Source organism: Alphaproteobacteria bacterium LSUCC0719 (assembly GCA_040839025.1).
In the GTDB taxonomy this organism is placed as follows: Bacteria; Pseudomonadota; Alphaproteobacteria; order Puniceispirillales; family Puniceispirillaceae; genus UBA8309.
In genome coordinates, this window is the sequence record JBFPJN010000002.1 from 162782 (window position 1) to 188493 (window position 25712).

The 25712-nt window shown below is 60.0% G+C and carries 21 protein-coding genes; 8 read left to right on the forward strand and 13 right to left on the reverse strand.

Going from position 1 to position 25712, the window contains the following annotated elements:
• The first annotated feature begins 4 nt into the window (after positions 1-4).
• The 4 genes from AB3X55_05490 to AB3X55_05505 all read left to right on the forward strand — a co-directional run bounded on the left by AB3X55_05490 (position 5) and on the right by AB3X55_05505 (position 3728).
• Complete coding sequence (locus AB3X55_05490; protein MEX0503032.1) at positions 5-1057, forward strand: Rieske 2Fe-2S domain-containing protein; 1053 nt, start codon at positions 5-7, stop codon at positions 1055-1057.
• Between the two features lie 147 nt (positions 1058-1204).
• Positions 1205-1981 (forward strand): transporter substrate-binding domain-containing protein, encoded by a 777-nt coding sequence (locus tag AB3X55_05495; protein ID MEX0503033.1) that lies wholly within the window; start codon positions 1205-1207, stop codon positions 1979-1981.
• 69 nt (positions 1982-2050) lie between these two features.
• Positions 2051-2704 (forward strand): glutathione S-transferase family protein, encoded by a 654-nt coding sequence (locus AB3X55_05500; GenBank protein ID MEX0503034.1) that lies wholly within the window; start codon positions 2051-2053, stop codon positions 2702-2704.
• A gap of 109 nt (positions 2705-2813) precedes the next feature.
• The gene (locus AB3X55_05505; GenBank protein ID MEX0503035.1) at positions 2814-3728 is read left to right on the forward strand and encodes a DMT family transporter; all 915 of its coding nucleotides are present in this window, start codon (positions 2814-2816) and stop codon (positions 3726-3728) included.
• A 4-nt stretch (positions 3729-3732) separates the two neighbouring features.
• Here the strand turns inward: AB3X55_05505 and pyrC are convergent, their stop codons facing one another.
• Positions 3733-4773 carry a dihydroorotase gene (gene pyrC / locus AB3X55_05510; protein ID MEX0503036.1) on the reverse strand — a complete coding sequence of 347 codons (1041 nt, stop codon included), beginning with the start codon at positions 4771-4773 and terminating at the stop codon, positions 3733-3735.
• Positions 4774-4915: 142 nt separating this feature from the next.
• On the opposite strand from pyrC, the gene AB3X55_05515 reads away from it, so the two are divergent.
• Positions 4916-5308, forward strand: coding sequence for a transcriptional repressor (locus AB3X55_05515; GenBank protein MEX0503037.1), 393 nt, complete (start codon positions 4916-4918; stop codon positions 5306-5308).
• 21 nt (positions 5309-5329) lie between these two features.
• On the opposite strand, the gene AB3X55_05520 is transcribed toward AB3X55_05515, so the two are convergent.
• Complete coding sequence (locus AB3X55_05520) at positions 5330-6670, reverse strand: glutamine synthetase family protein (protein MEX0503038.1); 1341 nt, start codon at positions 6668-6670, stop codon at positions 5330-5332.
• Positions 6671-6700: 30 nt separating this feature from the next.
• Complete coding sequence (locus AB3X55_05525) at positions 6701-8068, reverse strand: aminotransferase (protein MEX0503039.1); 1368 nt, start codon at positions 8066-8068, stop codon at positions 6701-6703.
• A 181-nt stretch (positions 8069-8249) separates the two neighbouring features.
• Between AB3X55_05525 and AB3X55_05530 the strand changes: the two genes are divergently transcribed.
• Positions 8250-9527: an NAD(P)/FAD-dependent oxidoreductase gene (locus tag AB3X55_05530; protein MEX0503040.1), complete on the forward strand. Its 1278-nt coding sequence runs from the start codon at positions 8250-8252 to the stop codon at positions 9525-9527.
• Here AB3X55_05530 and speB read toward each other — a convergent pair.
• The 5 genes from speB to AB3X55_05555 form a co-directional block, all read right to left on the reverse strand.
• Complete coding sequence (gene speB, locus AB3X55_05535; protein ID MEX0503041.1) at positions 9524-10516, reverse strand: agmatinase; 993 nt, start codon at positions 10514-10516, stop codon at positions 9524-9526. The genes AB3X55_05530 and speB overlap by 4 nt on opposite strands.
• The gene (locus tag AB3X55_05540) at positions 10509-11348 is read right to left on the reverse strand and encodes an ABC transporter permease subunit (GenBank protein ID MEX0503042.1); all 840 of its coding nucleotides are present in this window, start codon (positions 11346-11348) and stop codon (positions 10509-10511) included. Before AB3X55_05540 ends, speB begins: the two co-directional genes overlap by 8 nt.
• Entirely contained in the window at positions 11348-12277 is a 930-nt protein-coding gene (locus AB3X55_05545; GenBank protein ID MEX0503043.1) for an ABC transporter permease subunit, read from the reverse strand. Before AB3X55_05545 ends, AB3X55_05540 begins: the two co-directional genes overlap by 1 nt.
• Before the next feature lie 5 nt (positions 12278-12282).
• Positions 12283-13356, reverse strand: a complete 1074-nt coding sequence (locus AB3X55_05550; GenBank protein MEX0503044.1) for an ABC transporter ATP-binding protein — start codon at positions 13354-13356, stop codon at positions 12283-12285.
• 108 nt (positions 13357-13464) lie between these two features.
• Positions 13465-14565 (reverse strand): polyamine ABC transporter substrate-binding protein, encoded by a 1101-nt coding sequence (locus tag AB3X55_05555; protein ID MEX0503045.1) that lies wholly within the window; start codon positions 14563-14565, stop codon positions 13465-13467.
• A gap of 338 nt (positions 14566-14903) precedes the next feature.
• Between AB3X55_05555 and AB3X55_05560 the strand changes: the two genes are divergently transcribed.
• Together AB3X55_05560 and AB3X55_05565 are read left to right on the forward strand one after the other, a co-directional pair.
• The gene (locus AB3X55_05560) at positions 14904-16913 is read left to right on the forward strand and encodes a sodium-translocating pyrophosphatase (protein MEX0503046.1); all 2010 of its coding nucleotides are present in this window, start codon (positions 14904-14906) and stop codon (positions 16911-16913) included.
• A gap of 116 nt (positions 16914-17029) precedes the next feature.
• Entirely contained in the window at positions 17030-18217 is a 1188-nt protein-coding gene (locus tag AB3X55_05565; protein MEX0503047.1) for a winged helix-turn-helix domain-containing protein, read from the forward strand.
• 5 nt (positions 18218-18222) lie between these two features.
• On the opposite strand, the gene AB3X55_05570 is transcribed toward AB3X55_05565, so the two are convergent.
• The 5 genes from AB3X55_05570 to AB3X55_05590 all read right to left on the reverse strand — a co-directional run bounded on the left by AB3X55_05570 (position 18223) and on the right by AB3X55_05590 (position 25322).
• Positions 18223-19137, reverse strand: a complete 915-nt coding sequence (locus AB3X55_05570; protein MEX0503048.1) for a dimethyl sulfoxide reductase anchor subunit family protein — start codon at positions 19135-19137, stop codon at positions 18223-18225.
• 28 nt (positions 19138-19165) lie between these two features.
• Positions 19166-19909: a 4Fe-4S dicluster domain-containing protein gene (locus tag AB3X55_05575; GenBank protein ID MEX0503049.1), complete on the reverse strand. Its 744-nt coding sequence runs from the start codon at positions 19907-19909 to the stop codon at positions 19166-19168.
• On the reverse strand, positions 19906-22797 hold the full coding sequence (locus AB3X55_05580) for a molybdopterin oxidoreductase family protein (protein ID MEX0503050.1): 2892 nt from the start codon (positions 22795-22797) through the stop codon (positions 19906-19908). Before AB3X55_05580 ends, AB3X55_05575 begins: the two co-directional genes overlap by 4 nt.
• Positions 22794-23765 carry a phosphate acyltransferase gene (locus AB3X55_05585; GenBank protein MEX0503051.1) on the reverse strand — a complete coding sequence of 324 codons (972 nt, stop codon included), beginning with the start codon at positions 23763-23765 and terminating at the stop codon, positions 22794-22796. The genes AB3X55_05580 and AB3X55_05585 overlap by 4 nt, the downstream gene beginning before the upstream one ends.
• Before the next feature lie 66 nt (positions 23766-23831).
• Positions 23832-25322: a PLP-dependent aminotransferase family protein gene (locus AB3X55_05590; GenBank protein ID MEX0503052.1), complete on the reverse strand. Its 1491-nt coding sequence runs from the start codon at positions 25320-25322 to the stop codon at positions 23832-23834.
• Positions 25323-25712 lie beyond the last annotated feature (390 nt).

A 25712-nucleotide genomic window follows, 5' to 3' on the forward strand; every position in this document is an offset into this window, starting at 1 on the left:
TCTGATGGCTGATATCGAAACCGAGTTTATCCGCGATTGCTGGTATGTCGCCGGCTGGAGCGCGGATTTCACCCATGCGCTGACCCCGCTTCGTATTCTTGACGAGCCGATCGTTATTTTCCGGACAGAGTCCGGGGCTGCGGCGGCGCTTGAGGATGCCTGCCCACACCGAAAGCTGCCGCTGTCAAAGGGGCGGCTTCTGGGGGACAGCATCGAATGTGGCTATCACGGGCTGACCTTCGATTGCAGCGGTGCCTGCGTGAGGGCACCGACACAGGACGGCCCGCCCCCGTCCGGCGTGCGGGTCAGATCCTATCCGGTTGTCGACCGGTGGGGAATGTTGTGGATCTGGATGGGCGATGAAACCGCGGCTGACCCGGACAGCATCATGGAGATCCCGAATTATGACAATCCGGCCTGGGGGCGAACCCCCGGCGGCAGCATGGATATCGCCTGCCACTATCTGTATGTCATCGATAATCTGCTCGACCCGTCACATGTCGCCTGGGTGCATGTCTCGTCCTTTGCGGGTGCGGGCACTGGCAATCTGCCGCTTGATATCGAAAAACTGGATGACGGGATTATCGTGTCGCGTTGGGTAATGGACGCGCCGCCGCCGCCCTATTACGCGCCGATCCTGCCATTTTCGGGAAATTGTGACCGCAAGCAGCATTATGAATGCCGGCTCCCCTCGACCGCGATCAACATGTCGGTCTACAGCCGCGCCGGCACTGGTGGTGATGACTCCAACCTTCCGGATGATGTTTTCCTGAACATCTCCTACAATTTCATGACGCCGGTCGATGCCGACAACACGCGGTATTTCTGGTTCCAGCATCGTAATTCCGATCCCGACAATGAAGAGATGTCACGGCAGATGTTCGAGGGTGCCAAGACCGCCTTTATCGAGGACCGTGATGTGCTGGTCGAGGTCCATCGCGCCATGAAACAGAGCCGGACACGGCACATAAATCTGGGCATCGACGCCGGCGCAATGCGCTTTCGCAAAATGGTCGAACGTCGGATTGACGGCGCCAAGGATCGCGATACGGATTGATTGCAAGGCTCCCGCACCGGTCACCCGTCGCAAAAAAAATCTGTCCAAAAAACAAACCAGGCGGTTGCAGGGACTTGATGAAATAGCCATCTCCCGTCTACCATTCAGGACAGTTTGTCGCACCCAATCTCAGTTAGGAGCAGTTTCATGAAATTTTTCAAATTGGCGCTTACCGCCGTTGCGCTTGCCTGTGCCGCCATTCCGGCACATGCCCAGAGCGCCCTGCAGGATATTCTTTCAAGCGGTGTTCTCAAGGTCGGGACAACCGGCGACTGGAACCCGATGACCATGAAAGACCCGGCCACCAACAGCTATACCGGCTATGACATCGACGTGATGACCGAGCTGGCCAAAGACCTCGACGTCAAGATTGAATTCGTGCCGACCGACTGGAAAACACTGGTCAGCGGTGTCGTATCCGGCAAGTACCACATGACCGGTTCGGCCTCCATCTCGCCAGCGCGCGCCAAGGCAGCCGGATATTCCGACAGCTATTTCTCGCTTGCCACCGTGCCGCTGACACTGAAGAAGAATGCCGGAAAATTCAGTGACTGGGCAGATCTCGACAAGTCATCGGTAACTGTCGCGGCAACGCTTGGCACCACACAGGAAAAGCAGGTCAAGCAATTCTTCCCGAATGCCACACACAAGATTGTCGAAGCCCCGGCCCGTGACTTCCAGGAAGTTCTTGCCGGCCGTGCCGACGCGCATATCACCTCGAATGTCGAGGCCTACAAGCTTGTGGCGAAATATCCCGAGATGATGGTTGTGCCGGTATCCGCGCCAAAGGCACCAACACCGATTGCGATGCTGTTGCCACAGGGCGATCAGGTCTGGATCAACTATGTAAACACATGGATCAAGCTGAAGACCGAGCGTGGTTTCTTTGACCAGCTTGGCAAGAAATGGCAGCTGTCAAACTGACATGACCATATGGCCGGAGGGCGGGAGTTGATCCCGCCCTTTTTTCTGTCTGTTGCATGAGGCCCGGAGATGACGATCACACTCTATAATGTCGCTGTCAGCAGCTATGGTGCGAAGGTCCGGATCATCCTTGGTCACAAGGCACTGACCTGGACGGACGCACTGCCGCCGGACGGGTATGGCAGTGACGCCTATCGCAGGATTGTGGCGGCTGGCACCGTACCCGCAATCATCCATGACGGTCTTACGCTTGCCGATTCCGAGGCCATCGCCGAATATCTCGACGAGACATTCCCCGCGCCGCCGATGATGCCGGACAACGTCGCCGCGCGCGCCCGGGCCCGCGAGCTGTCACGGTTTCATGACACCAGGCTGGAACCTGTTCTGCGAAGCTATTTCGGCCAGGTTGCACCGGATGGGCGTGATCCCGGTTTCATCGCCGACAATGCGCGCCTCCTGCAATCGCGCCTTGACCAGCTTGCCGTCATGGCGCGCCCGGCGCCACTTCTGACCGGGGCCGATCTGGCGATTGCCGATTGCGGATTTGTCGCCAGCTTTGCCATCCTCGACCTTCTGAAAGAGTGTCTTGATCTGCCGGTGACGATGCCTGGCAGTCTGGCGGATTATGCCGCTGCGCTGGCCGCGCACCCGTCGGTTGCCGGAGAAGACGCCCGCTACCGTGCCGCGCTGCGCGACTGGGCGGCGGCAAAGGGTGCGGTTTGATCGATGACAGCCGTCACAGAAAGCCGTCACAGAGAGTATGTCTTTGATTTGCCTTTTGTCCGGCGCTGTGCGCTAATCTTGCCATGATTCCACAGATACGAGCATTGATGTGATCGCCAGATTCACGTCGCTGTCACCGGCGCTTCAAGCGACGCTGATGATGATCCTTGCGATGTTGATGTTCACCATGATGGGGATTTTCATCCGCCTGTCCTCGGCCTTCGTGCCGGTGCTGGAAGTCGTATTCTTCCGCAATTTCCTGGCACTGCTGATTCTGGCGCCGCTGTTGATCCGCAGTGGCGTGTCCAGCATCCGGATGAACCGGCCGAAGCTGTATTTCTGGCGGGCCCTGATCAATTTCATCGGCATGCTCAGCGGTTTCACCGCCGTCACACTGATCCCGCTTGCCAACATGACGGCGCTGACCTTTACCAGTCCGATCTTTGTGACGATTGGTGCCGCGCTGTTTCTTGGCGAGGTGATCCGCCTGCGCCGGATGGCGGCCATTGCGGTCGGGTTTCTGGGCGCGCTGATCATCCTTCGCCCCGGATTGGTCGAGGTGTCGACAGGCGCCATGCTGGCCCTTGTCAGCGCGCTGACAATCGCCATTGCCAGCCTGATCGTAAAGAAGATGACGGAAACCGAATCGGCATCCGCAATCGTCTTCTGGATGGTGATGATGCAGGCACCGATCGCGCTGGTGCCGACGCTGTTTATCTGGCAGTGGCCAACGGCTGAAGCCTGGCTTTATCTATGGGGCATGGCGCTGTGCGGGACGGCGGCGCATATTCTTCTCACCCGCGCATTCGGCATGGTCGAGATCACCAGCCTGCAGCCGCTCGAATTCACCAAACTTCCCTTTGCCGTGGTGCTGGCATGGATGGCTTTCGGTGAATGGCCGGATATCTGGATCTGGCTTGGTGGCAGCGTTATCTTTGCCTCGACGGCCTATATCACACGGCGCGAGGCACTGGCAAAGCGCAACCCGCCACCTTCGGATATCGAGGTCCGAACCCCGCTATGACGCATCAGGCAACCCGCCAGTAAATTGGCACCATCGGATCAAAGACCGTCAGACCGCCATCGTTCGTGACCCGGTTCGGCGGCACCTTCTGTGGGTCGGTCTCGCGGACAAGGGTAATGGTGCCTGCATTCGGCGCGACACCATAGAAGGCCGCACCGTGGCGCGCCACAAACCCGTCCAGCCGGTCCAGCGCATCTTCCTGTTCGAATATCTGCGCAAGGCAGGCCAGCGTATTGGGCGCGGTATAGATTCCGGCACAGCCGCATTCGGACAGCTTGGCCGGATCAGGATGCGGCGCACTGTCGGTACCAAGAAAGAATGACCCATCACCGGAAGTGGCCGCAGCAACGAGGGCACGGCGGTGCGTCTCGCGCTTGGCAACCGGAAGGCAGTAATAATGCGGCCTGATTCCGCCAGCCAGAATATGGTTCCGGTTGATGAACAGATGGTGCGTGGTCAGGGTGGCAGCGATGTTCGACCCGCCTGTACGGACATAGTCCACCCCGTCGGCGGTGGTCACATGTTCCATCACCACACGCAATTCGGGAAGCCGGCCCCGAAGCGGATCCAGCACACGTTCGATAAAGACCGCCTCGCGGTCAAAGATGTCGATTTCAGAGTCGGTCACCTCGCCATGTACACAGAGCGGGATTCCGGCCAGAGCCATCGCTTCCAGCACCGGCATCACGGCATTGATGTCGCGGACCCCGGATGCCGAATTGGTGGTCGCACCTGCCGGATACAGCTTTACCGCCGTAATGATGCCGTCCCTTGCCGCCGCCACCAGATCGTCAGCCTCGGTTGTCTCGGTCAGATAGAGTGTCATCAATGGTGTGAAATCGGCACCAGCAGGAACCGCGGCCAGAATACGATCGCGATAGGCCGCCGCATCGACACCGCGGACTACTGGTGGCACCAGGTTCGGCATGATCAACGCCCGGCCGAAATCGGCAGCGCTGTCCGGCGTCACCACATCAAGCATCGCGCCGTCGCGAAGATGCAGATGCCAGTCATCCGGGCGGGTCAGGGTCAGGCTGTGGGTCATGTCCGGCGGTCCTTCACGCAGTCTTGGCACTATCGCATGCGATGTCTGGCTAGCATTCCGGCAGGGCGCAGGCAAGTCATCGCAGGTTTGACAAGCCGCCTTCACACCCGGCATCATGTGGCCCTTCTTCAAGGAGCCCGCCGTGGACCGATCCCGCAACGAAACCCTTGTCTATGAATTTCTGGAGGCTGCCGGAAAGCCGGCAAGCGCCTATGACATTCTTGATGGGCTTCGCGGTGATGGCCTGCGCGCGCCTTTGCAGGTCTATCGGGCGCTGTCGAAATTGATCGATTCCGGTTCGGTTCATCGCATTGAAAGCCTGAACGCCTTTGTCGCCTGCAAACATCATGAATGTGGCGGCAGCGAGATCAGCATCTTCATGCTGTGCGAGCGATGCGACAGCGTAACCGAAGCCGTCGATACGGGCACGGCGGCCGCGCTGGCATCGGCCTGCGCCGCCCGGAATTTCAGCGGCAGCCGCCAGATGATCGAAATCACCGGCATATGCGAGGCCTGCCAGACGGCTCAGCACTGACCCTTCCCGACCAGCCGGCGTCTAGACATTCAGCAGAAGATATTCACGTTCCCACGGGCTGATCACCTCAAGAAAGGCGTCCGCCTCACCGCGCTTCACTTCGATGAACAGCTTTACGAACTGCTCACCGAGAATCTCCTGGAGCGGACCGGCACGTTCCAGAGCATCGAGCGCAATGTCAAGATTGCGTGGCAGGGTGGTCAGATCCTCACCACTCACCGTTCTGGGGCGCGTGGGACGCCGCTGTTCCTTCAAGCCGAGCCAGATCGCGGCAAGACTGGCGGCAATCGCAAGATACGGGTTCGCATCCGCCCCGGGAACGCGGTTTTCAATCCGGCGGTTCGCCGGATCGCCCGTTGGCACCCGCAAGCCGACGGTGCGGTTGTCCATGCCCCAGGCAAGGTTCGTTGGCGAATCCTCGGTCAGCGAATGACGACGGTAGGAATTCACATAAGGTGCCATCAGCGCCATTGCCTTTGACAGATAACGCTGCATGCCCGAAAGCGCATGAAAGAACGCCTCGCTGTCTTCGCCATCTTTGGTCACGAACAGATTGTGTCCGGTTTCCTTGTCACGAAGTGACAGATGGACATGCATCGCACTGCCGGGCTGGTCCTGCATCGGCTTTGCCATGAAGGTGGCATGAAGATTATGGTCAAGCGCGGTCTGCCGCACCGTCCGTTTGAACAGAAAGGCCTGGTCGGCAAGTTCCAGCGCGTCACCATGATTGAAATTGATTTCCATCTGCGCCGCGCCGGCCTCGTGGCTCAGCGTGTCGATGTCAATCTTCTGGACCTCGCAATGATCGTAAATATCCTCGAACAGCGGGTCGAATTCATTCACCGCATCGATGCCATAGGCCTGACGCGCCTTTTCGGCGCGTCCGGACTTGCCCTTCGGACTGACAAGCGGGTTGTTGGCGTCGGCGCTCTGTTCAACAAGAAAGAATTCCAGCTCGGGCGCAACAACCGGCACCATCCCGGCATCCTCGAACAATGCCAGAACACGTTTCAGCACGGCACGCGGGGTAAAGGGAACGATCTTGCCTTCATGGTTATAGGCATCATGGATGATTTGCGCTGTCGGCTCGTCATACCACGGCACCAGGCGGCAGGAATTGACGTCCGGGCGCAGAATCACATCGGCACCGATTTCATTCAGCACCTCACTGTCCAGATAGGCACCTGTGACCGACTGGCCAAAGACATATTCGGGAAGGCGCAGCCCGCTTGAATCGGCGGCCTGACGGAATTTATGCACCGGCAGGATCTTGCCGCGCGGAATGCCTGCAATATCACTGACAAGGCATTCAACCTCGGTGATCGACTGTTCGGTCAGCCAGCTATGCATGTCGAATGTCATGCGATGTCTCCTGTTAGTGGCATGCCAGCGTCACAATCCAAGCTGCTCGGCTGTAGCATCCAGCGCTGCAGACGCAATCCGTACGGTGGCGTCAATGTCATCCCGCCCAAAGGTCAGCGCCGGCGACAGGATCATGGCATCACGTACCGCACGCATCATCAGACCACCGGCAATGGCGTGGTCGCGGCAGATGATGCCAGCCGCACCTTCATCGCTGAACATTTCCGGCCCGTCCTTGGACTTCACAAGTTCAATCGCCGCCAGCATGCCAAACGTCCTGACTTCACCAACAATCCGATGTTCTGCCAGCGGCGCCAGCGCGGCCGCAAGATAGGGACCGGTGTCGGTGCGAACACGCTCGATCAGACCTTCGCGTTCAATCAGCTCAAGATTGGCCAGCGCAACCGCGGCGGCGACAGGATGCCCGGAATAGGTGAAACCATGATAGAATTCCCCGCCGTCGGCAATCAGCCGGTTTGCCACCCTGTCACCAACCATCACCGCCGACATCGGCACATAACCCGACGTCAGCCCCTTGGCCAGGGTCATCATGTCCGGGGACAGCCCCATTGTCTGGCTGGCGAACCACTGCCCGGTACGGCCAAAGCCGGTGATCACCTCGTCCGCGATGAACAATATGTCGTTGCGGCGGCAGATTTCCTGAATGTGGTCGAAATAGCCTGCCGGGGGAATGATCACCCCACCGGCACCCTGGACAGGCTCGGCAATGAACGCCGCAATACGGTCAGCGCCGACCTCGTCGATCCGTTCGGCAAGCCATGAAGCCGCGTTGGCGGCAAATTCACCTTCGTCCTGATTACCCTGATACCTGAACCCATAGGGTGGCCGGATATGTTCAAAATCGGGTTCATGTGCCGCCTGGGCATGCATACCGGCCATGCCGCCCATGCTGGCCGCCATCACGGTACTGCCGTGATAGCCATAGTCACGACCGATGATCACCCGCTTTTCGGGCCGGCCTTCAAGCGCCCAGAAATGCCGTACCATTCGGATGATGGTGTCATTCGCCTCGGACCCTGAATTGGCATAGAACACATTGTTGAGACCATCAGGCGTTATGTCGGCGAGCCGCGCCGACAGCGCCGCAACGGGGCGGTTACTGGTCTTGAAGAAATTGTTGTAATAGGGAAGCGTCGTCATCTGACGGGCGGCGGCCTCGACAAGTTCCTGCCGGCCATAGCCGACATTCACGCACCACAGGCCGGCCATACCGTCGAGGATGCTGTTCCCCTCGCTGTCATGGATATAATGGCCATCAGCATGGGTGATGATTCTCGCGCCATGCTGACGCAAATCTGCATAGTCGGTGAAAGGCGCCATGTGATGCGCAGAATCCAGTGCCTGCCACTGGTCAGTCGAAAGGTCGTCATATGTCATGTCGGCACCATTCACGGATTTGCCAAAGAGTTGTCAGTCTCGATCAATGCGGTTCGGCCAATGCGGTTCAGCCAATGCGGTTCAGCTTGATCAACTGTGCGGCGTCAGCCTACCTTGAGGCAATGGGTTTCGCAAACAATCGAAATCACCCTTGACCCGGACCCGCCAAGGCACCCGACCGATGACCACCGGCAGCATCTACGAAATCGAATACAGCAACCGGCCAACCTACCCGACGCCCGACGGCCAGATAGATGCCGACATTGCCATCATAGGCGGCGGTCTGACAGGCATTTCGGCAGCGCTGACACTTGCCGAGGCCGGGATCAAAGCCGTTGTTCTCGAGGCAGGGGCGATTGGGGACGGCGGTTCGGGACGCAATGGTGGCCATCTGTGTCAGGGCTGGCCGAATGATTTCGACAGGATCAGCCGTCAACTTGGCCCCGCCGAGGCAGATATCGCCTGGCAGGCCGGCATGGATGCGGTGGAACTGGTGAAACAGAGGATCGCCCGTTACAGCATCGATTGCGACCTGACCTTTGGCTATCTTCATGCCGCGCTGCACAGGCGGCAGATGCGGGGGCTGGACAGCATGCAGGCCGCGTGGGAAGCCCGCGGCTATGAGCATTTCACCTGTCTTGGCGACAAGGTCGCCCTGTCCGAGCATATCGGCAGTGATGCCTATGTCGGCGCGCTTCACGACACCGGCTGCGGACATATCCAGCCCCTGAAATATCTTCACGGCCTGGCCCGCGCGGCCACCCTTCTGGGTGCTGATATCTATGAACAGGCACCGGTCAAAAAGATCTTGCGTGGCCCCCGCAAGACATTGGTGATCGAGGGCGGCGCTTCGGTGAACACGCCAGTCGTGATGCTGTGTGGCAATGCCTATCTTGCCGATGTCGCGCTGCCGAATATGCGACGGCGGCTGGCACCTGTCACGTCATCCATTCTGGCCACAAAGCCGCTTTCAGAAAATATGGTCACACAGCTCCTGCCAACCGGCGCTGCCGTGGCGGATGAAAACGCGGCGCTGAACTACTACCGGATTGATGGCCTCAACAGAATGATATTCGGGGGCCGGGCCAGCTATACAAATGTCGATTTCGGCGATGTCGAAATGGATCTGCGGCACCGGATGACGGATGTGTTTCCAATCCTGGCGGATGCCGAGACCGAACAGGTCTGGTCAGGCCGGATCGGCATCACCGTCAACCGCATCCCGCATTTCGGCAGAACCGACGATGACATCTATTTCGTTCAGGGGTTTTCCGGCCATGGCGTCGCCCTTTCGGGACAGGCAGGCGCGATGCTTGCCAGAGCCGTCATTGGTGACAGCACCGAGTTCGATGTGATGAGCAGGCTGACCCATATGCCATTTCCGGGTGGGCCTCTTCGTACCCCCGCGCTGGCGCTTGGCATGGCATGGTACAAGCTTCGCGACAGGCTGAAACTCTAGAGTCGTCCAATCGGTCGCGCCACGGCACCACGCTTTTTGGCGATAACAGCACACCAGTCAAAGGCCATGCTTGCGGCGGCGATGGCGGTGATCTCGGCATGGTCATAGGCCGGCGCCACCTCGACAAGATCCATCCCGATCAGGTTCAGCGGCTCCAGACCCCGAATGAATTCCAGACCCTGCCAGCTGGCCAGACCACCGGATACGGGAGTCCCCGTTCCCGGCGCAAAGGCCGGGTCGAGACCGTCAATGTCAAAGGACAGATAGACCGGCATATCACCGGCACGGTCCCGCACGATGTCCATCGCCGCGTCGATGCCATTGCGGTGTACCCACGGGCTGGTCAGAATCTCGAAACCGTGATCGCTGTCATTATAGGTGCGAAGCCCGACCTGGGTTGACCGGCTGACATCAATCAGCCCCTCGGCCGCCGCGCGCGCAAACATGGTGCCGTGATCAAAGCGTGTGCCGTCATCCGGCCAGGTGTCGCAATGCGCGTCGAACTGGACCAGCGCCAGCGGTCCGTATTTCGCCGCATGCGCCTTCAACAGCGGATAGGCCACCGAGTGGTCACCACCCAGACTCAGCATCAGGGCACCGGAGTCCAGAATGCCGGCGGCATGCGCCTCGATGCTGTCAAACACACCTGTTGGATGGTGCGGATCGATGAAACAGTCGCCATAATCGACGGCGGACAGGGTTTCGAACGGATCAAAGCCGAACGGGAAATGCTTCAGCTCGGCAAGCTGGACCGACCCGGCCCGGATGGCACGCGGCCCAAGGCGGCATCCCGACCTGTAGGTCACGGCATTGTCATAGGGAATGCCACTGATAACGATATCGACCCCGTCGAGATCGCGGCTGTAGCGACGGCGGGCGAAGCTGAGCGCACCACCATACGTCATTTCGGTCCAGCTGCCACGGCCGTCACTGTCACGAAAAGCCTGGTCACCTCGATATTGATCCGATCCGCTTTTCTGTTCACTCATGGCTACCGCCTTTCTGTTCGCTCACCGCCCGTCTGGCGGCACCGCGATAGAGGATGATGCTGGCGACAGTCACGCTTGCCGCCACAAGAGCGATCATGATTGTTGCCAGCGCGTTGATTTCAGGGGTTACGCCAAGCCTGACCTTGGAAAAGACGACGATTGGCAGGGTTGAACTTCCCGGCCCGCTGACAAAGCTGGCAATAACCAGATCATCAAAGCTGAGCGTAAAGGCAAGAAGCCAGGCGGCAACGACCGCAGGCGCGATCACCGGCAGGGTGATTGAAAAGAAGATGAAGGGCTGTGTTGCGCCAAGGTCGGATGCGGCTTCCTCGATCGACATGTCGAAATCGCGCAGCCGCGACTGCACCACAACGGCGGCGAAACACATGCCAAATGTGGTGTGGGCGATGATGATGGTGTCGAGGCCACGGCCAGCCGGCCAGCCAAAAAACCCCTCCATCGCAATGAACAGCAGAAGCAGTGACAATCCCGTCACCACTTCGGGCATGACCAGCGGCGTGCTGGCAAGCGCGCTGAGCAGAAGCCGAAACCGAAAATTGCCATACCGCACAAAAGCCAGCGCGATCAGAACTCCGAAGACGGTCGACAGCGTGGCGGCGTTTACCGCCACCCACAATGACTTGCCGAGCGCCGAGAGAATCTGGTCGTTCTGCATCAGCTCGCCATACCATCTGGTCGAGAATCCGGCCCAGACCGAAACCAGACGGCTGGCGTTGAAACTGAAGATCACCATCACCACAACCGGGACATACAGAATCCCGAACCCGATGATGCCAAGCCACAAGGCCGGCCAGGAGACAGCGCGGTTCATCACTCGCCTCCCTGTCTGGCCGCCTGGTCGAGCGCCGTCTCGCGCCCGTCCTGATAGCGGGCATAGATAATCGGCAGCGCCAGAATCGCCAGCAGCAAAATGGCAATGGCCGAGGCCACCGGCCAGTCACGGTTGCGGAAGAATTCTGTCCACAGCACCTTGCCAACCATAATCTGTTCAGGCCCGCCAAGAAGCGCCGGAATGACAAACTCGCCCACCGCCGGAATGAAGACAAGCAGACTGCCGGCGATGATGCCGGGCAAGGTCAGCGGCAGAATAATGGTCATGAACATGCCTGTACGCGAAGCGCCGAGGTCGGCGGCAGCATCGAGCAGATCGTCATCAAGCCTGATCATCACCGCATAGAGTGGCAGGATCATCAGCGGCAGATAGGTCAGCAACATGCCCATATAGATCGAAAAATCGGTCTGCATCATGCGAAGCGGCGTATCGATCACGCCAAGGAACAACAGCATGCTGTTGATGAAGCCGTTGGGGTTCAGAAGACCGATCAACGCATAGATCCGCAGCAGGCTGGAAGTCCAGAACGGCAGCATCACCAGCACCAGCAGGATCGCCCGCTGGCGGGGGTCTGACCTGGCGATCCACCATGCCATGGGATAGGCAAACAGAAGACAGATCAGCGTCGAGACAAAAGCCAGACGCAGGCTGTTGCCAGCCGGGCCGATATAGTCCTGCCAGTAATCGAGAAGCAGGCTGTAATTTTCGAGGGTGAAATTGGTGAAAAACCCGTCATCACCAAATCCCCAGAGTGGCGCAAATGGCGGGATGCCGCGCCGCGCCGTGGTGAAGGAGGTCTGCGCCACCTCGAAAAGCGGCAACAGAAAGAAGATCAGCAGCCACAACAGGGGCAGCGCCACGACCAGCCGCCGCCCATGACGCAAAAGCCATTGCCGTGCCTTCACCATCACCGTCAGTCCCTGAGCAGCACGACGTCTGCCGGATCAAAGCTGACAAAGCCCTGCTGCTCCCACTCCAGTGCCGCTGCATCGCCGCGACGGTTTGGCTGGGTCAGCTTCAGACGCAGGCCGTCCGGCCCGATCACCCGGTAATTCGTTGCCACGCCGGTAAAAGCCATATCCTCGACCGTCACCGCGATTTCATTCACCGCGCCGCTCTGCTTCCGGCCAAGCGTGATTTTCTCCGGCCTGATTGCCATGCGGACAGACTCACCGACCACAAAGCCGCCGGGGTCGATGGCGGTAACAGGCACAGGGCCGTCAATCATGATCCGGCCATCCGCCCGCGATGTGACGACCCCATCCAGAAAGCTGACGGTACCCAGGAAATCGGCGATGAACCGGTTGCGTGGCCTGTCATAGAGCGTGCGCGGCGTGTCGACCTGGACAAGTTTGCCCTGATCCATCACCCCGATCCGGCTGGCCAGCGTCATGGCCTCTTCCTGATCGTGGGTAACAACAATGAAGGTTGTCTGGAGACGTTCCTGAATATCGACCAGTTCGAACTGTGTGTCCTCGCGAAGCTTCTTGTCCAATGCGGCAAGGGGTTCATCGAGAAGCAGCAATTTCGGACGGCGGGCCAGCGCGCGTGCCAGCGCCACCCGCTGACGTTGACCGCCCGACAGCTGGTGCGGCCTGCGCCCGCCCATCCCGGTCAGTCGTACAAGCCGCAGCAATTCATCAAGTCGCGTCGCGATCTCCTGCTTTGGCAGCCCGGCGCGGCGCAGACCATAGACGATATTGTCGGCAACCGACATATGCGGGAACAGCGCATAGTTCTGGAACATTATGTTGACCGGGCGCGCGGCCGGTGGGACGGCCGCCATGTCAATGCCGTCAATCTCTATGCTGCCACTGTCGACACGTTCGAACCCGGCAAGCATCCGCAGCAATGTCGTCTTGCCACAACCCGATGCGCCGAGAAGACAGAACAATTCACCCCGATCAATATCAAGCGACAGGTCGTCGACAGCCACGACATCGCCAAAGCGCCGCGTCACGTTTCTGATTCGAATGAAGGGGGACATTGACGACCTATCGGGCAAGGCTGGAAGGTGGAAAAGAGGCTGAAACAACGCCGCCGCCAGCACGTATGTGCCAGCGGCGGAAAACGTCGTCACCCATGTCGGACCGGCTCAGCTTCCGGACGAGAAACGGGACCAGACACGCGTCACGGCACGGTCGAGCCTGGAATCATAGACCGGAACGACGAACAGGTTCTTTTTCGCCTCTTCGGTCGGATAGATCCCCGGATGTTCCAGAATCTCCGGATCGATCGACGCCTTGGCACCTTCGCTGCCACTGGCATACCAGACATAGTTCACGTTGCTGGCGGCGACATCGGCACGAAGCATATAGTCGATGAACTTGTAGGCATTATCGAGGTTCTTCGCATCCGCCGGGATGGCGAAATGGTCAAACCACAGATTCGTGCCCTCTTTCGGAATGTAATATTCGATGGTGTGGCCGTTTTCGGCTTCCTCGGCGCGATAGGCGGCCTGGAACGCATCTCCGGACCACATGATGGCAGCACAGATATCGCCATTCGCAATGTCATTGATCGACTGGCTGGAATGGATGTAGCGGAGGTTCGGCCTCACCGCGTTCAGCACATCACCGGCAGCCTGAAAATCCTTGGCATCGGTGCTGGTGCCGTCGCCACCCATATAGGCGATCACATTCGGCAGCACATCGGTCGGCGCGTCGAGAACGGCAATCCCGCAATCCTCGAGCTTCGAGGCATATTGCGGGTCGAGAATCAGGGCCCAGCTGTCGGTCGGCGCGTCGGTGCCGAGACGTTCCTCGATCATGGCCACATTATAGGCAATGCCGGTGGTGCCCCACATATAGACGGTGCCGGCATTGTCGACGCCAATCTGCGCATTGGCGAAATTCTGGACCTGCATGTCCTGGCTGCTGTAATTCGCCAGCCGTGACAGGTCGAGATCCTGATAGGCGCCAGCCTCGCGGCCACGGGCCAGAAAATCACCTGTCGGCACGACAACATCATAGCCCGAAGACCCGGCCAGCATCTTGGCCTCGAGAACCTCGTTGGAGTCGTACACATCATAGGTCACCTTGATGCCGGTCTCGGCTTCAAAATTGGCGATGGTGTCCTCGGCGATGTAATCCGACCAGTTATAGACGTTCAGCACCTCTTGCGCGTGTGCCGCGCCGGCAATGACAGTTGCAGTGACAGCTGACAGCATGATCTTGGTTTTTGTGAGATGTTTCATCGTGATCTCTCGTTTGGTGTTGGGCGGTTGGTGTTGGGCGTTGAGCCATGACTGAACATGACCGTCAATCGACCGTTCAAATTCGGTCGTCCGAGTATGCGGCGCGCCATCAAATCAAGTCAACTGAAAGCAAAGCGTCACCGCTTGTGCTGGCCGCAACCGACCCGGCCCGGACAGCGGGGTCACACCGCCTGTTGCAATCCCTGCAATCCCCGCTGAAACGCTGGCTTTACAGCCATAGGTGAAGCGTCTATAACCGCGTCGGTTTACGTCGCCTGTCGGGGGAGCATCCGGCGGCACGGCAGTCCCATTTCTACACTAATTAAAAGGAAGTCTTCATGCTTACCTCAGCCGTTCTTCCGATCAGCCTGGGCATTCTGGGTCTGATTGCGGCCTTCATGGTCTATGCACGAATTCTGCAGACTCCCGCAGGCGAAGGTCGGGTCAGGGAAATCTCTGACGAGATCCACCTTGGTGCGATGGTCTTCATGGCCAGCGAGTACAAGCGCCTCGCCGTTTTCTGCATCATCTGTATCGTGGCCCTTTATGCCAGCCTTGGCGCCGACACTGCCGTCGCCTTCCTGCTTGGCGCGCTCTGCTCGGGCACAGCCGGCTATATCGGCATGTATACCGCCACCAAGGCGAATGTCCGCACCGCCGTTGCCGCCAACACCAAGGGCGCGGCGGAAGCTCTGAACGTCGCCTTCTTTGGCGGTTCGATCATGGGTCTGACAGTTGCCTCGATGGGTCTTTTCGGCATTGGCATCCTTTACCATTTCATGGGTGGCACCGCGCACGGCATCGAAGCCATTGAAGGTTTCGCCATGGGCGGATCATCGGTGGCGCTGTTCAGCCGCGTCGGTGGCGGCATCTTCACCAAGTCGGCTGACGTCGGTGCCGATCTGGTCGGCAAGGTCGAGGCAGGCATCCCCGAGGACGACCCCCGCAACCCGGCCGTGATTGCAGACAATGTCGGTGACAATGTCGGCGACGTTGCCGGCATGGGATCGGATATCTTCGAATCCTACTGCGGTTCGATGATTGCGTCTATGGCCCTTGCCGCATCGATGTCGATGGCCTCGCTCGAAAGCCTTGGCGGTAACCGCGAGATCCTTCAGTTCATGCCGCTGGTTCTGGCCTCGACCGGTCTTGTCTGCTCGCTTCTCGGCATCCTGTCTGTCCGCATGTTTGCCGACAGAAGCCCCGATGTGGCGCTTCGCTTTGGCACCATCGGTTCGGCGGTGATCTTCATCGCTGCAGCCTATTTCGTGATCACCAGCATGGGCGCCAGCAGCGGCGTCTGGGGTGCGGTTCTGGTTGGTGCCATTGGCGGCATCATCGTTGGCCTTGTCACCGAGTACTACACCGGTGGCGCACCTGTCCGTAAGATCGCCAAGGATGGCGAGACCGGCCCAGCCACGATCATGATCAGCGGCCTTGCCGTTGGCATGCAGTCTGTGGCCATTCCGGTGCTGACCATTGCCGCGATCATCTTCTTCGCCAACATGTTCGCGGGCCTCTACGGCGTCGGTATGGCGGCTGTCGGTATGCTGGCAACTGTCGGCATCACCATGGCCATCGACGCTTATGGCCCGGTTGCCGACAATGCCGGTGGCATCGCCGAAATGGCCGAGATGGGCCCCGAGACGCGTGAAATCACCGACTCGCTTGACGAGGTTGGCAACTCCACCGCCGCCATCGGCAAGGGGTTTGCGATCAGCGCAGCGGCGCTTGCCGCCCTCGCCCTGATCAGCGCCTATATCGCAAAGGTCAGCAAGGGTGACCCGGACTTTGTTCTGGCGATCAACGACCCGATCGTTCTGGTCGGCATGTTCATCGGCGGCATCTTCCCGTTCATCGTCGCTTCGATGACGATGACAGCCGTTGGTGACGCCGCCTTCGACATGATTGTCGAGGTTCGCCGCCAGTTCAAGGAGATCCCAGGCCTTCTCGAAGGCAAGGCAAAGCCGGATACGGCACGGTGTGTCGATATCGCAACCCGCGCCGCGCTGCGCCGGATGATCCTGCCGGGTTCGCTGGCCGTGCTTGCACCTGTTGTCATTGGTTTCGGTCTTGGGCCGAAGGCACTTGGCGGCATGCTTGGCGGCGCGCTGATCTGCTGTGTGATGATGGCACTGATGATGGCGAATGCCGGCGGCGCATGGGACAACGCCAAGAAATTTGTCGAAAAGGGCAATCTTGGCGGCAAGGGTTCCGACGTCCACAAGGCGGCTGTTGTCGGCGATACCGTCGGTGATCCGCTGAAGGACACATCTGGCCCGTCGATGAACATCCTGATCAATGTGATGGCGATCGTCAGCCTGGTTATCGCACCGCTGCTGGTCTGACACCTGCCACATCGCAAAATTTCCGGAACGGCCCGCCTCTGGCGGGCCGTTTTTTTGTCTGTATGAGTCTGACAGCCCGGCGATAAGATGTGAGGTGAACAGACTGTCGGACCAAAATGCCAGAACCCCTTCACCATCAAACAAGGCTTTGCATTGGCAACAGGCAGGCGCGCCGGCTATGGCTGGCGGCGCATCATCTTGCCACCCCGCCGACCGGGCGGAACGACCTGTTGCAGATCATCCATAGACTTGGATTCGTGCAGATTGATACGGTTCGCAATATCGTGCGCGCGCATGACCATATTCTGTGGAGCCGTGTCCGGCAGTATCGCGAAGGCATGGTCTGGACGCTGCTGGGCCAGCGCAAGCTGTTTGAGCATTTTACCCATGATGCCTCGCTGATCCCGATGGATGTCTATCCAATGTGGCAGCGCCAGTTCGAACGGCTTGGCAAACGAACGGCACATGCGGCCTGGTACAAATCCGGTCTGACGCAACGCGATATCCGCGCCATCCATGCCCGTATCGCCGCCGAAGGTCCGTTGTCGACACAGGCCTTTGAAAGCCGGCCCCGAACAGCCGAGATGTGGGCGCGCCCACCCCACAAGAAGGCGCTGGAGCAGATGTGGTATGCTGGCGAGCTGGCCACGTCCCACCGTGAAAATTTCATCAAATTCTATGATCTTGGAGAGCGCGTGTTTCCGGCCCTGGCCGACACCGGCGCGAGCGCCCGTGACCAGGCCAGATGGTTGTGCGATGCGGCCATCGAGCGGCTATGGATTGCGAATGCCACAGAGGTCAGACATTTCTGGGATGCGGTCACGCCGCGCGACGTTGCCGACTGGGCCGGACAGACCCCTCTTGTTGCCGCCCGCATCGAGGCGGCGGACGGCCAGTGGCATGACTGTCTGGCCCATCCCGATATCGAGACACATCTTGCGAACCTACCGGTCAGCCCAACACGCATGCGGATCATCAACCCGTTCGACCCGGCGATCCGCGACAGGCGGCGGCTGCACCGTCTGTTCGGATTCACCTACAGGAACGAGATGTTCGTCCCCAAATCCGATCGCCGCTGGGGCTATTATGTCTATCCGCTTCTGGAGGCGGATCGCTTCGTCGGTCGAATCGAGCTGAAGGGTGATCGCCGTGACGGCATGATGCGGATCGTCGGGTTCTGGCCGGAACCCGGCGTCAGATGGTCCGCCGCCCGCCGGGCGCGGCTACAGGCCGAACTGCAGCGATTCGCCCGGCTTGGCGGGCTGTCGGTGGAGACGGATGCCGTGGAGATGGCGTTCAGATAACGCTCTCAGGCAGCCTCGCCATAATACAGCGTGACAACGTGCTTTGCCTCGGCAAAGAACAGCCAGCGTTCGACGAACATACCGGCGACATGCGCCAGCACCGCCACCGCCAGCGCCCCGGCCGAAGCCGGTGCCAGCAGCAGAACCAGTACCGGCAGACCACCACCAAGCGCCAGCGCAATCATGCGAAGCTTGTCGGCATGCTTGCGGGCAACGACGAACCCCATTTCATGCTGGAGATAGTTTTCTTCGGTGTGGGGCGGCATCAATGGCCTTACCGCACCAAGCTGGCCAAGGCCGGTCGCGGATTCAATGCTGCCAGCATGCTGCGCCATACCGGCCAGACGCCACCAGGCAAGCTTCACACCCCATGCCGACAGCATCAGCACAATGGCGGCCTGCGCCAGCGCCGCGGTGATCGGCAGCCGCAGGATGGCAAGCAGGGCCAGCGTCGCCAGCAGCCCGCCGGCCGCGGCAAACATCAGATAGCAGACCGGCGTCAGCGGATGGTGCCAGCGCGCCACCGTCTTCAGCGAGGCATAGATCATCGAGGTTGCATACACAGTGACATAGAGCAGCACAAGCAGCACCAGATTGGCCCAGAAAGGCACCCGCAAACCGCCATAGGCAGCCAAAAACCAGGCCGCAAGTCCAACCATGACAATCACCGCCAGCACACCTTCCCGCGACAGCCAGCTTGACCGCCACTGGCTGAGCGCGCGCCAGGCCCGTTCAGGATGACCAAGGTGGAAGGTCGAGCTGATCAGGCCAGCACCGATCAAGGTCAGCGTGGCGATGCCAACCCCCATCACACTTGCCGGTGTCATCAACGGCAGCAATCCAAGAATGATCCAGCCGGCAAGGCCGAGACCAAGGCCGGACATGGTGGTGAAGAAGATAATTGACCAGGCTGGCCGCATTGTCGTGTCCCCGTATCTGTTGCCGCTGTCAGCCGAGCCTGTCGAGCGCGGAATCAACCCATTTCCAGAAGCCTGTCGGCGTATCGGCCTCGGCCATCGCGACCAGCGAGACAGGCGCCTCGTCAGCCGCCCGCCGCGGGCGTGGCGGCAGATATTTATTGACCGGCTTTGTGCCCTGTTCAGGCATCAGATCCATACCGCTGCGTGCCGCCACCATCTGGCTGACCTCGGAATTCGGGTCACCAAGATCGCCGAAATGCCGGGCATTTGTCGGACAGGTCCGAACGCAGGCCGGTACCTGGTCTTCCTGCGGAAGATTGTCATTATAGATCCGGTCGACACAGAGCGTGCATTTCTTCATCACACCCTCGGCCGGGTCAAGCTCGCGCGCGCCATAGGGGCATGACCATGCGCACAGCCCGCAGCCGATGCACCAGTCTTCATTCACCAGCACAATGCCGTCCTCGGCACGTTTGAACGAGGCACCTGTCGGGCAGACCGTAACGCAGGGTGCCTCTTCGCAATGCAGACAGGATTTCGGAAAATGCACTGTCCGCGAATTGGCCCCGTCACCGGCCTCATAGGCATGCACCCGGTTCAGCCAGGCACCGGTTGGGGATTCGCCATAGGCATCGGAATCGGCCAGCGGCGCGCCATAGCCGGATGTGTTCCATTCCTTGCAATTGACGACGCAGGCCTGACAGCCGACGCAGATATCAAGATCGATGACAAGACCCAGCTTGATGGCTGACGGTTCCGGCAGCATGGTCATGACTTGTCTCCCCTGTTTGTCGTGTCGGCGCCCTGTGCGGTCCATTCAATGCCGTAGCGGAGCGTCGCTTCCGGTGCCCCCTGTCCGTTGACGCGCGGCAGGGTGTCGAATTGCGGCCAGGATTCTGCCGGTTCGTCAGCCGCCGCCTTTTCGATCTGCACCCGCAGGTCGAACCAGGCAGCCTGACCGGTGATCGGATCGGAATTCGACCAGCGCATACCATCGCCCTTTGGTGGCAGCAATTCATGGATCAGGTGGTTCAGCAGGAAGCCCTTCTTTGCCTCCGGCGCATCGGGATCCAGTTGCCAGGCCCCCTTGCGTTTGCCAATGGCGTTCCAGGTCCAGATCGTGTGGTCATTGACGCCCGCCATCACCGCCACCGGCACACGGATACGGCCATGATGCGACGTCACCCAGATCCAGTCTCCATCGACAAGATCGTGCGCGGCGGCAAGCCCCTGCGAAATGAACATCGGGTTATGGCCGTGAATCTGGCGAAGCCATGCGTTCTGCGAACCCCAGGAATGATACATCGCCATCGGCCGCTGGGTCAGCGCGTGAAGCGGGTAGGTCTGCTCGTCGATCGCGCTGCCCTCGAAGGGCGGGTACCAGCTTGGCAGTGGGGTAAAGCAGGTTCTGATCCGGTCACGAAGATGCTCCGGTGGCTGCTGATCGCCATGACCCTCCGCAGCAAGACGGAATTTCTGCAACACCTCGACATAGATCTGGAAGGCATAGGGCTGGGGCGTGTCATAGAACCCCATCTCGACGGCAAATTTCTGATAGGCCGCGTTCGCCGGCTTGAAATAGCGCGCTTCTTCAGGGATCTCCGCCTGCCAGAACGCACCATTGGCTATATAGGCCTCGAGCTGTTCGCTGTTCGGCTCGCCCCGCCCCTCGGCACCGCCATTGGCACCCCGGAATCCGGCAAGCGGGCCGATACCGGGCTTGCGCTCGTGATTGACGATATAATCGCCGTAATCCTTGTATTTCGCCGCGCCGTCGGCATCCACCATCCCCGGCAGACCAAGCCGCGCCCCAAGATCGAGAAGAACCGACTGGAAACAGCGCACATCGCGGTCCGGCTCGACAACAGGCCAGCGGATGGCATCGGCAACCGCGTCAGCCTCGCAGATCGGGCGGTCGAGAAGCGAAATCGCGTCATGTCGCTCCAGATAGGTGGTGTCAGGCAGGATCAGATCGGCATAGGCCACCATTTCCGACGAATAGGCATCGGAATAGATCAGCTTGGGGATCCTGTATTCGCCTGTTTCAGGGTCGGTTTCGGTCAGCATCTCCATGACGCCGCGCGTATTCATCGACGAATTCCACGCCATGTTGGCCATATACATGAACAGCACGTCGACAGGATACGGATCACCGGCAACAGCGTTCGAGATGACCATATGCATCATCCCATGCGCCGACATCGGCGCGTCCCAGCTATAGGCCTTGTCAATCCGCTGCGGCGACCCGTCATCACCGATGATCAGATCCTCCGGCCCCAGAACATAACCCAGCGGCGCGCCGGCAAGCGGCGTTTCGGGCGCAACCTGATCGGGTCTGCCGGCAGGCTTTGGATGAACATGTGGCGGCTTTGGATAGGGTGGCTTGAAGCGGAAGCCGCCAGGCGCCTCGACCGAGCCGAGAAGAAGCTGCAGCATATGCAGCGCCCGACAGGTCTGGAAACCGTTCGAATGCGCCGAAATCCCGCGCATGGCATGCATGGATACCGGACGCCCGACCATGCGGTCATGCTTTTCGCCTTTCCAGTCGGTCCAGGGCTGTTCGATCACCACTTCCTTTTCAAAGGCGGCCTTTGCCAGATCGGACGCCAGCTGGCGGATCCTCTCGGCGCTGATACCAACCTTCGGTGCCACCGTTTCCGGCGCATAATCGTCAATCAGATAGGCTTCGGCCATCAGCGTGAAAGCCGGCACTGCGACACCGCCACCCTTCACCTTGACCTCACCCTGAAGCGCAAGCTTCACCGACGGGTCGCTGTGCGGCGCGGTCTTGCCGGTGACACGGTCAAGCACCAGCGGCGTGCCGTCATCATCCCGCAGGAACAGCCCATCATTCGCCTTGCCGGGATTGCGGATGACAAGCCACGGGGCGTTGGTGTAGCGGCTGAGATAATCAATATCGATCTTGCCGGCACGCATCAGTTCACGCACCAGCGACAGGATCAACAGCCCGTCGGTTCCCGGTGTGACCCCGTACCAATCATCGGAAATCGCCGCATAGCCGGTTTGCACAGGGTTCACGGAAATCACCCGTGCGCCGCGTGTCTTCAGCTTGCCAAGTCCGATCTTGATCGGATTTGAATCATGATCCTCGGCAACACCAAACAGGATGAAAAGCTCGGTCAAATCCCAGTCCGGCGATCCGAATTCCCAGAACGCACCGCCAAGCGTGTAGATTCCCCCGGCCGCCATATTGACCGAGCAGAACCCGCCATGCGCGGCAAAATTCGGGGTGCCGAACTGCTGGGCCCACCAGCCGGTCAGGGCCTGTGACTGGTCACGACCGGTAAAGAAGGCGAGTTTGCGCGGATCACTCTTGCGAATTGGCGCCAGCCAGTCGGTGGCTGTCTGCAGCGCCTCTTCCCAACTGATCTCTTCAAACTGGCCGGACCCGCGCGGCCCGACCCGCTTCATCGGGGCACGAAGGCGGGCAGGTGAATAATGCTGCATGATGCCAGCCGAACCCTTGGCACACAGGACGCCCTGATTCACCGGATGGTCGCGGTTGCCCTCGATATACCGAATTTTGCCGTCGCGCAGATGCACATTGATGCCACAGCGGCACGCGCACATGTAGCAGGTCGTCTGCTTGACCTCGTCGCTGACATGCGGAGCGGTATCGACCTTTGGCTGAACGGTCATGTGTGATCCTCCTGTGCGGCGATGGCCGCCAGTGCAAGTGATGCCAGTCGTGCTGCCGCCGGATCGGACCGGCTGGTCAGCATAATGGGAACAGTGCCACCAAGAACGACACCGGCGGCAAGACCGCCGGCACAATAGGCAATAGCCTTGAATAACACATTGCCGGACACAATGTCAGGCACGATCAACCCGTCAGCATGCCCCGCGACAGAGCCGATCTCGCTGTCCGGCGAGATGCCCTTGATGGCAACCGATTCAGGCGACAGCGCTAAATCGAAGGACAGCGGGCCGGCGAAGGCAGCCTGGTCGTCGGACCCGGCGGCGGCGGCGGCGATCTCTGCCGCCTCGATACTGGACGGCATACCGGGAAGCTGGGATTCAGTGGCGGACAGAACGGCGATCCGCGGAATCTTCACCCCCATCCGCCGAAGCAACGCCGCCATGGCCAGAGCGGCCTCGGTACGGGTGGCGACATCGGGCGCGATGTTCACCGCTGCGTCACTGATCAATAGCGGTCGTCCCCCCCCTGGTGGCAGCATGGCGAAGATGTGAACCAGTCGGCGGTCGGTACGGATGCCGGATGCGCGCCTGACGATGGTGCCCATAAAGACATCGGTGTGAAGCTGTCCCTTGATCAGCCCGTGGGCACGTCCAGCCCCCACCTCGGCAACAGCCGTGTCGATAGCGGCCTGTTCACCCGCGGCATCGATGATGCTGGCACCGGCAAGATCCCAGCCGATTGCCGCCGCGTCTTCTTCAATCTGGGCTGCCTCGCCAATCAGGATCGGCACAGCCAGCCCGGCAGCAAGCGCATCACGCGCGGTTTCAAGGATGGGCCTGCCAACCGCCCGCACAAACGCCACAGGGGGCGGCGGCGCGCCTGTTGCCAGCGCCAGAAATTCGGGTGGGCACACCGGATCGCAAGGCGTCAGAAACGGGCTTGCATCTGAAGATACATATGACGTCATTCAGGGCTCCCCCACCCGCTGCGATCGTGGCCTCGATTGCTGTCTATCACCCGACCAGCAGAAAAATCAACCGGCGCCGCGTCGTAATCTCTCGATTGCCGATGCCAGCCTTGTCACCCCTTCGGCGATGCGTGCCTCGGGGATTGACGAATAGGCAAGCCGGAAATAATTCAGCGGCGGCGATTCCGGGGCAAAAAACACATCACCGGGTTCGATCAGCACCCCGTCGGCGGCAGCCTGTTCGGCAAGCTGGCGCGAATCAAGCCAGTCCGGTCCCCTGACCCAAAAGCTGGTGCCACCGAAATGTGACGCGCTCTGCGTGAACAGCTGGTGCGATTCCAGCGCCCCCTGCAGGGTTCGCCGACGGCCGGCAAGATGCCGCCGCAGACGCCGGATCTGGGCATCGTAATGACCAAGCGCCATGAAATAGGCCAGCGTCCGCTGGGCATGACCCGGCGGGTGCCGCAAAATCAGATGACGAAGCGCGCGCGCTTCCTCGATCAGCGGTTCCGGTGCCACCAGATAGCCAAGCCGCAATCCCGGAAAGACCGATTTTGACAGGCTGCCGACATAGATCACCCGCCCGTCACGATCCTGCGATTTCAGGGCTGGTGTTGCCGACTCCAGGAAATTCATCTCGAATTCATAATCATCCTCGACAATCAGGAAGTCATGACGACCGGCAAGATCAAGCAGCGCGCGGCGGCGATCCGCCGGCATGGTATGGGTTGTCGGGCATTGGTGGCTTGGCGTGATGAAGACAACATCACTGTCCGCAAGTGTCGGCTCGTCGATCACCAGCCCGCCACTGTCGACCGGCAGCGCGGTGATCCGGTCGGTCCGCTGGTGCAGAATATCGCGAAGATCGGGATAGGCGGGATCCTCGATGACCACCCTGCGCTGGCCGGACACCAGAAGCTGGGCAACGAGATAGAGCGCATTCTGCGCGCCAAGTGTGACCAGGATCTGTTCAGGCCGGGCGGTGATGCCCCGCCGCGGCAGGCTTCGTGAACAGATATAGTTCAGCAGCATCGGATCGTCGCTGAGACCAAAATCCCCGACCATGCGTCCGAAATTTCGCATGCCAAGCGCCTGACGCGCGCAGTCACGCCAGGCGGTCAGCGAAAACAATTCATCATCGACCTGACCATAGACGAAGGGAAATGGATATTCGCGCCAGTTCAGCGGCTTTCGGACTGGCCGAATATCGGAACAGGCACCGACAATCTTGTCTCGCCAATCAACCCCCTCGCCGTCACCGTCACCCCCGATATCGCCCGGTGCCTCGGCAAGATGGCTGACCGGGGCGTCGCTGCTGACGACATAGCCGGAGCGTTCACGCGGCTGAATATATCCGGTGTCGATCAGCGCCTGATAGGCAAGAATCACAGTGTTCCGGGACACGCCGAGCTGCGCCGCCAGCGCCCGGCTGGACGGGAGCTTGTCGCCAGGCAGGATGGCCCGCGCCAGAATGGCCTCGACAACCGATTGCTGGATCTGCGACTGCAAGCTTGAGTCCGCGCCGGCATCAAGGTTGATGATCAGGTGATCAAGCATCGGGACCGCCTTTCCACAGGACGTCGTCGTCACGAGAGCAACGGCGCAAGCTGGTGACGGTGTAAGTGACCTGTATCATGCCGCAGCGCCTATCTGGTACCAGACTATCACAAATCTGGCTCTATAGCAGCCCTTGAACCCTGTCTAGCGTGATTGGAGACGTGCCACCATCGGTCGCAGTCCGCCCGCCTTCATTTGTCCGCCTTCATTTGTCCGCTATGGTATTACGGTTCAGACAAGGCGGGTCAGACAAGGCGGGTCAGACAAGGCAGGCCAGACAAGGCAGGCCCGATGCCGCGACTGGATGACTGTCTACGGGAACAGACTATCAACTCTTTAATGCCAATTGGCCCAACTTTTTAATGCCAATTGGCAGGGCGCCACGGGAAG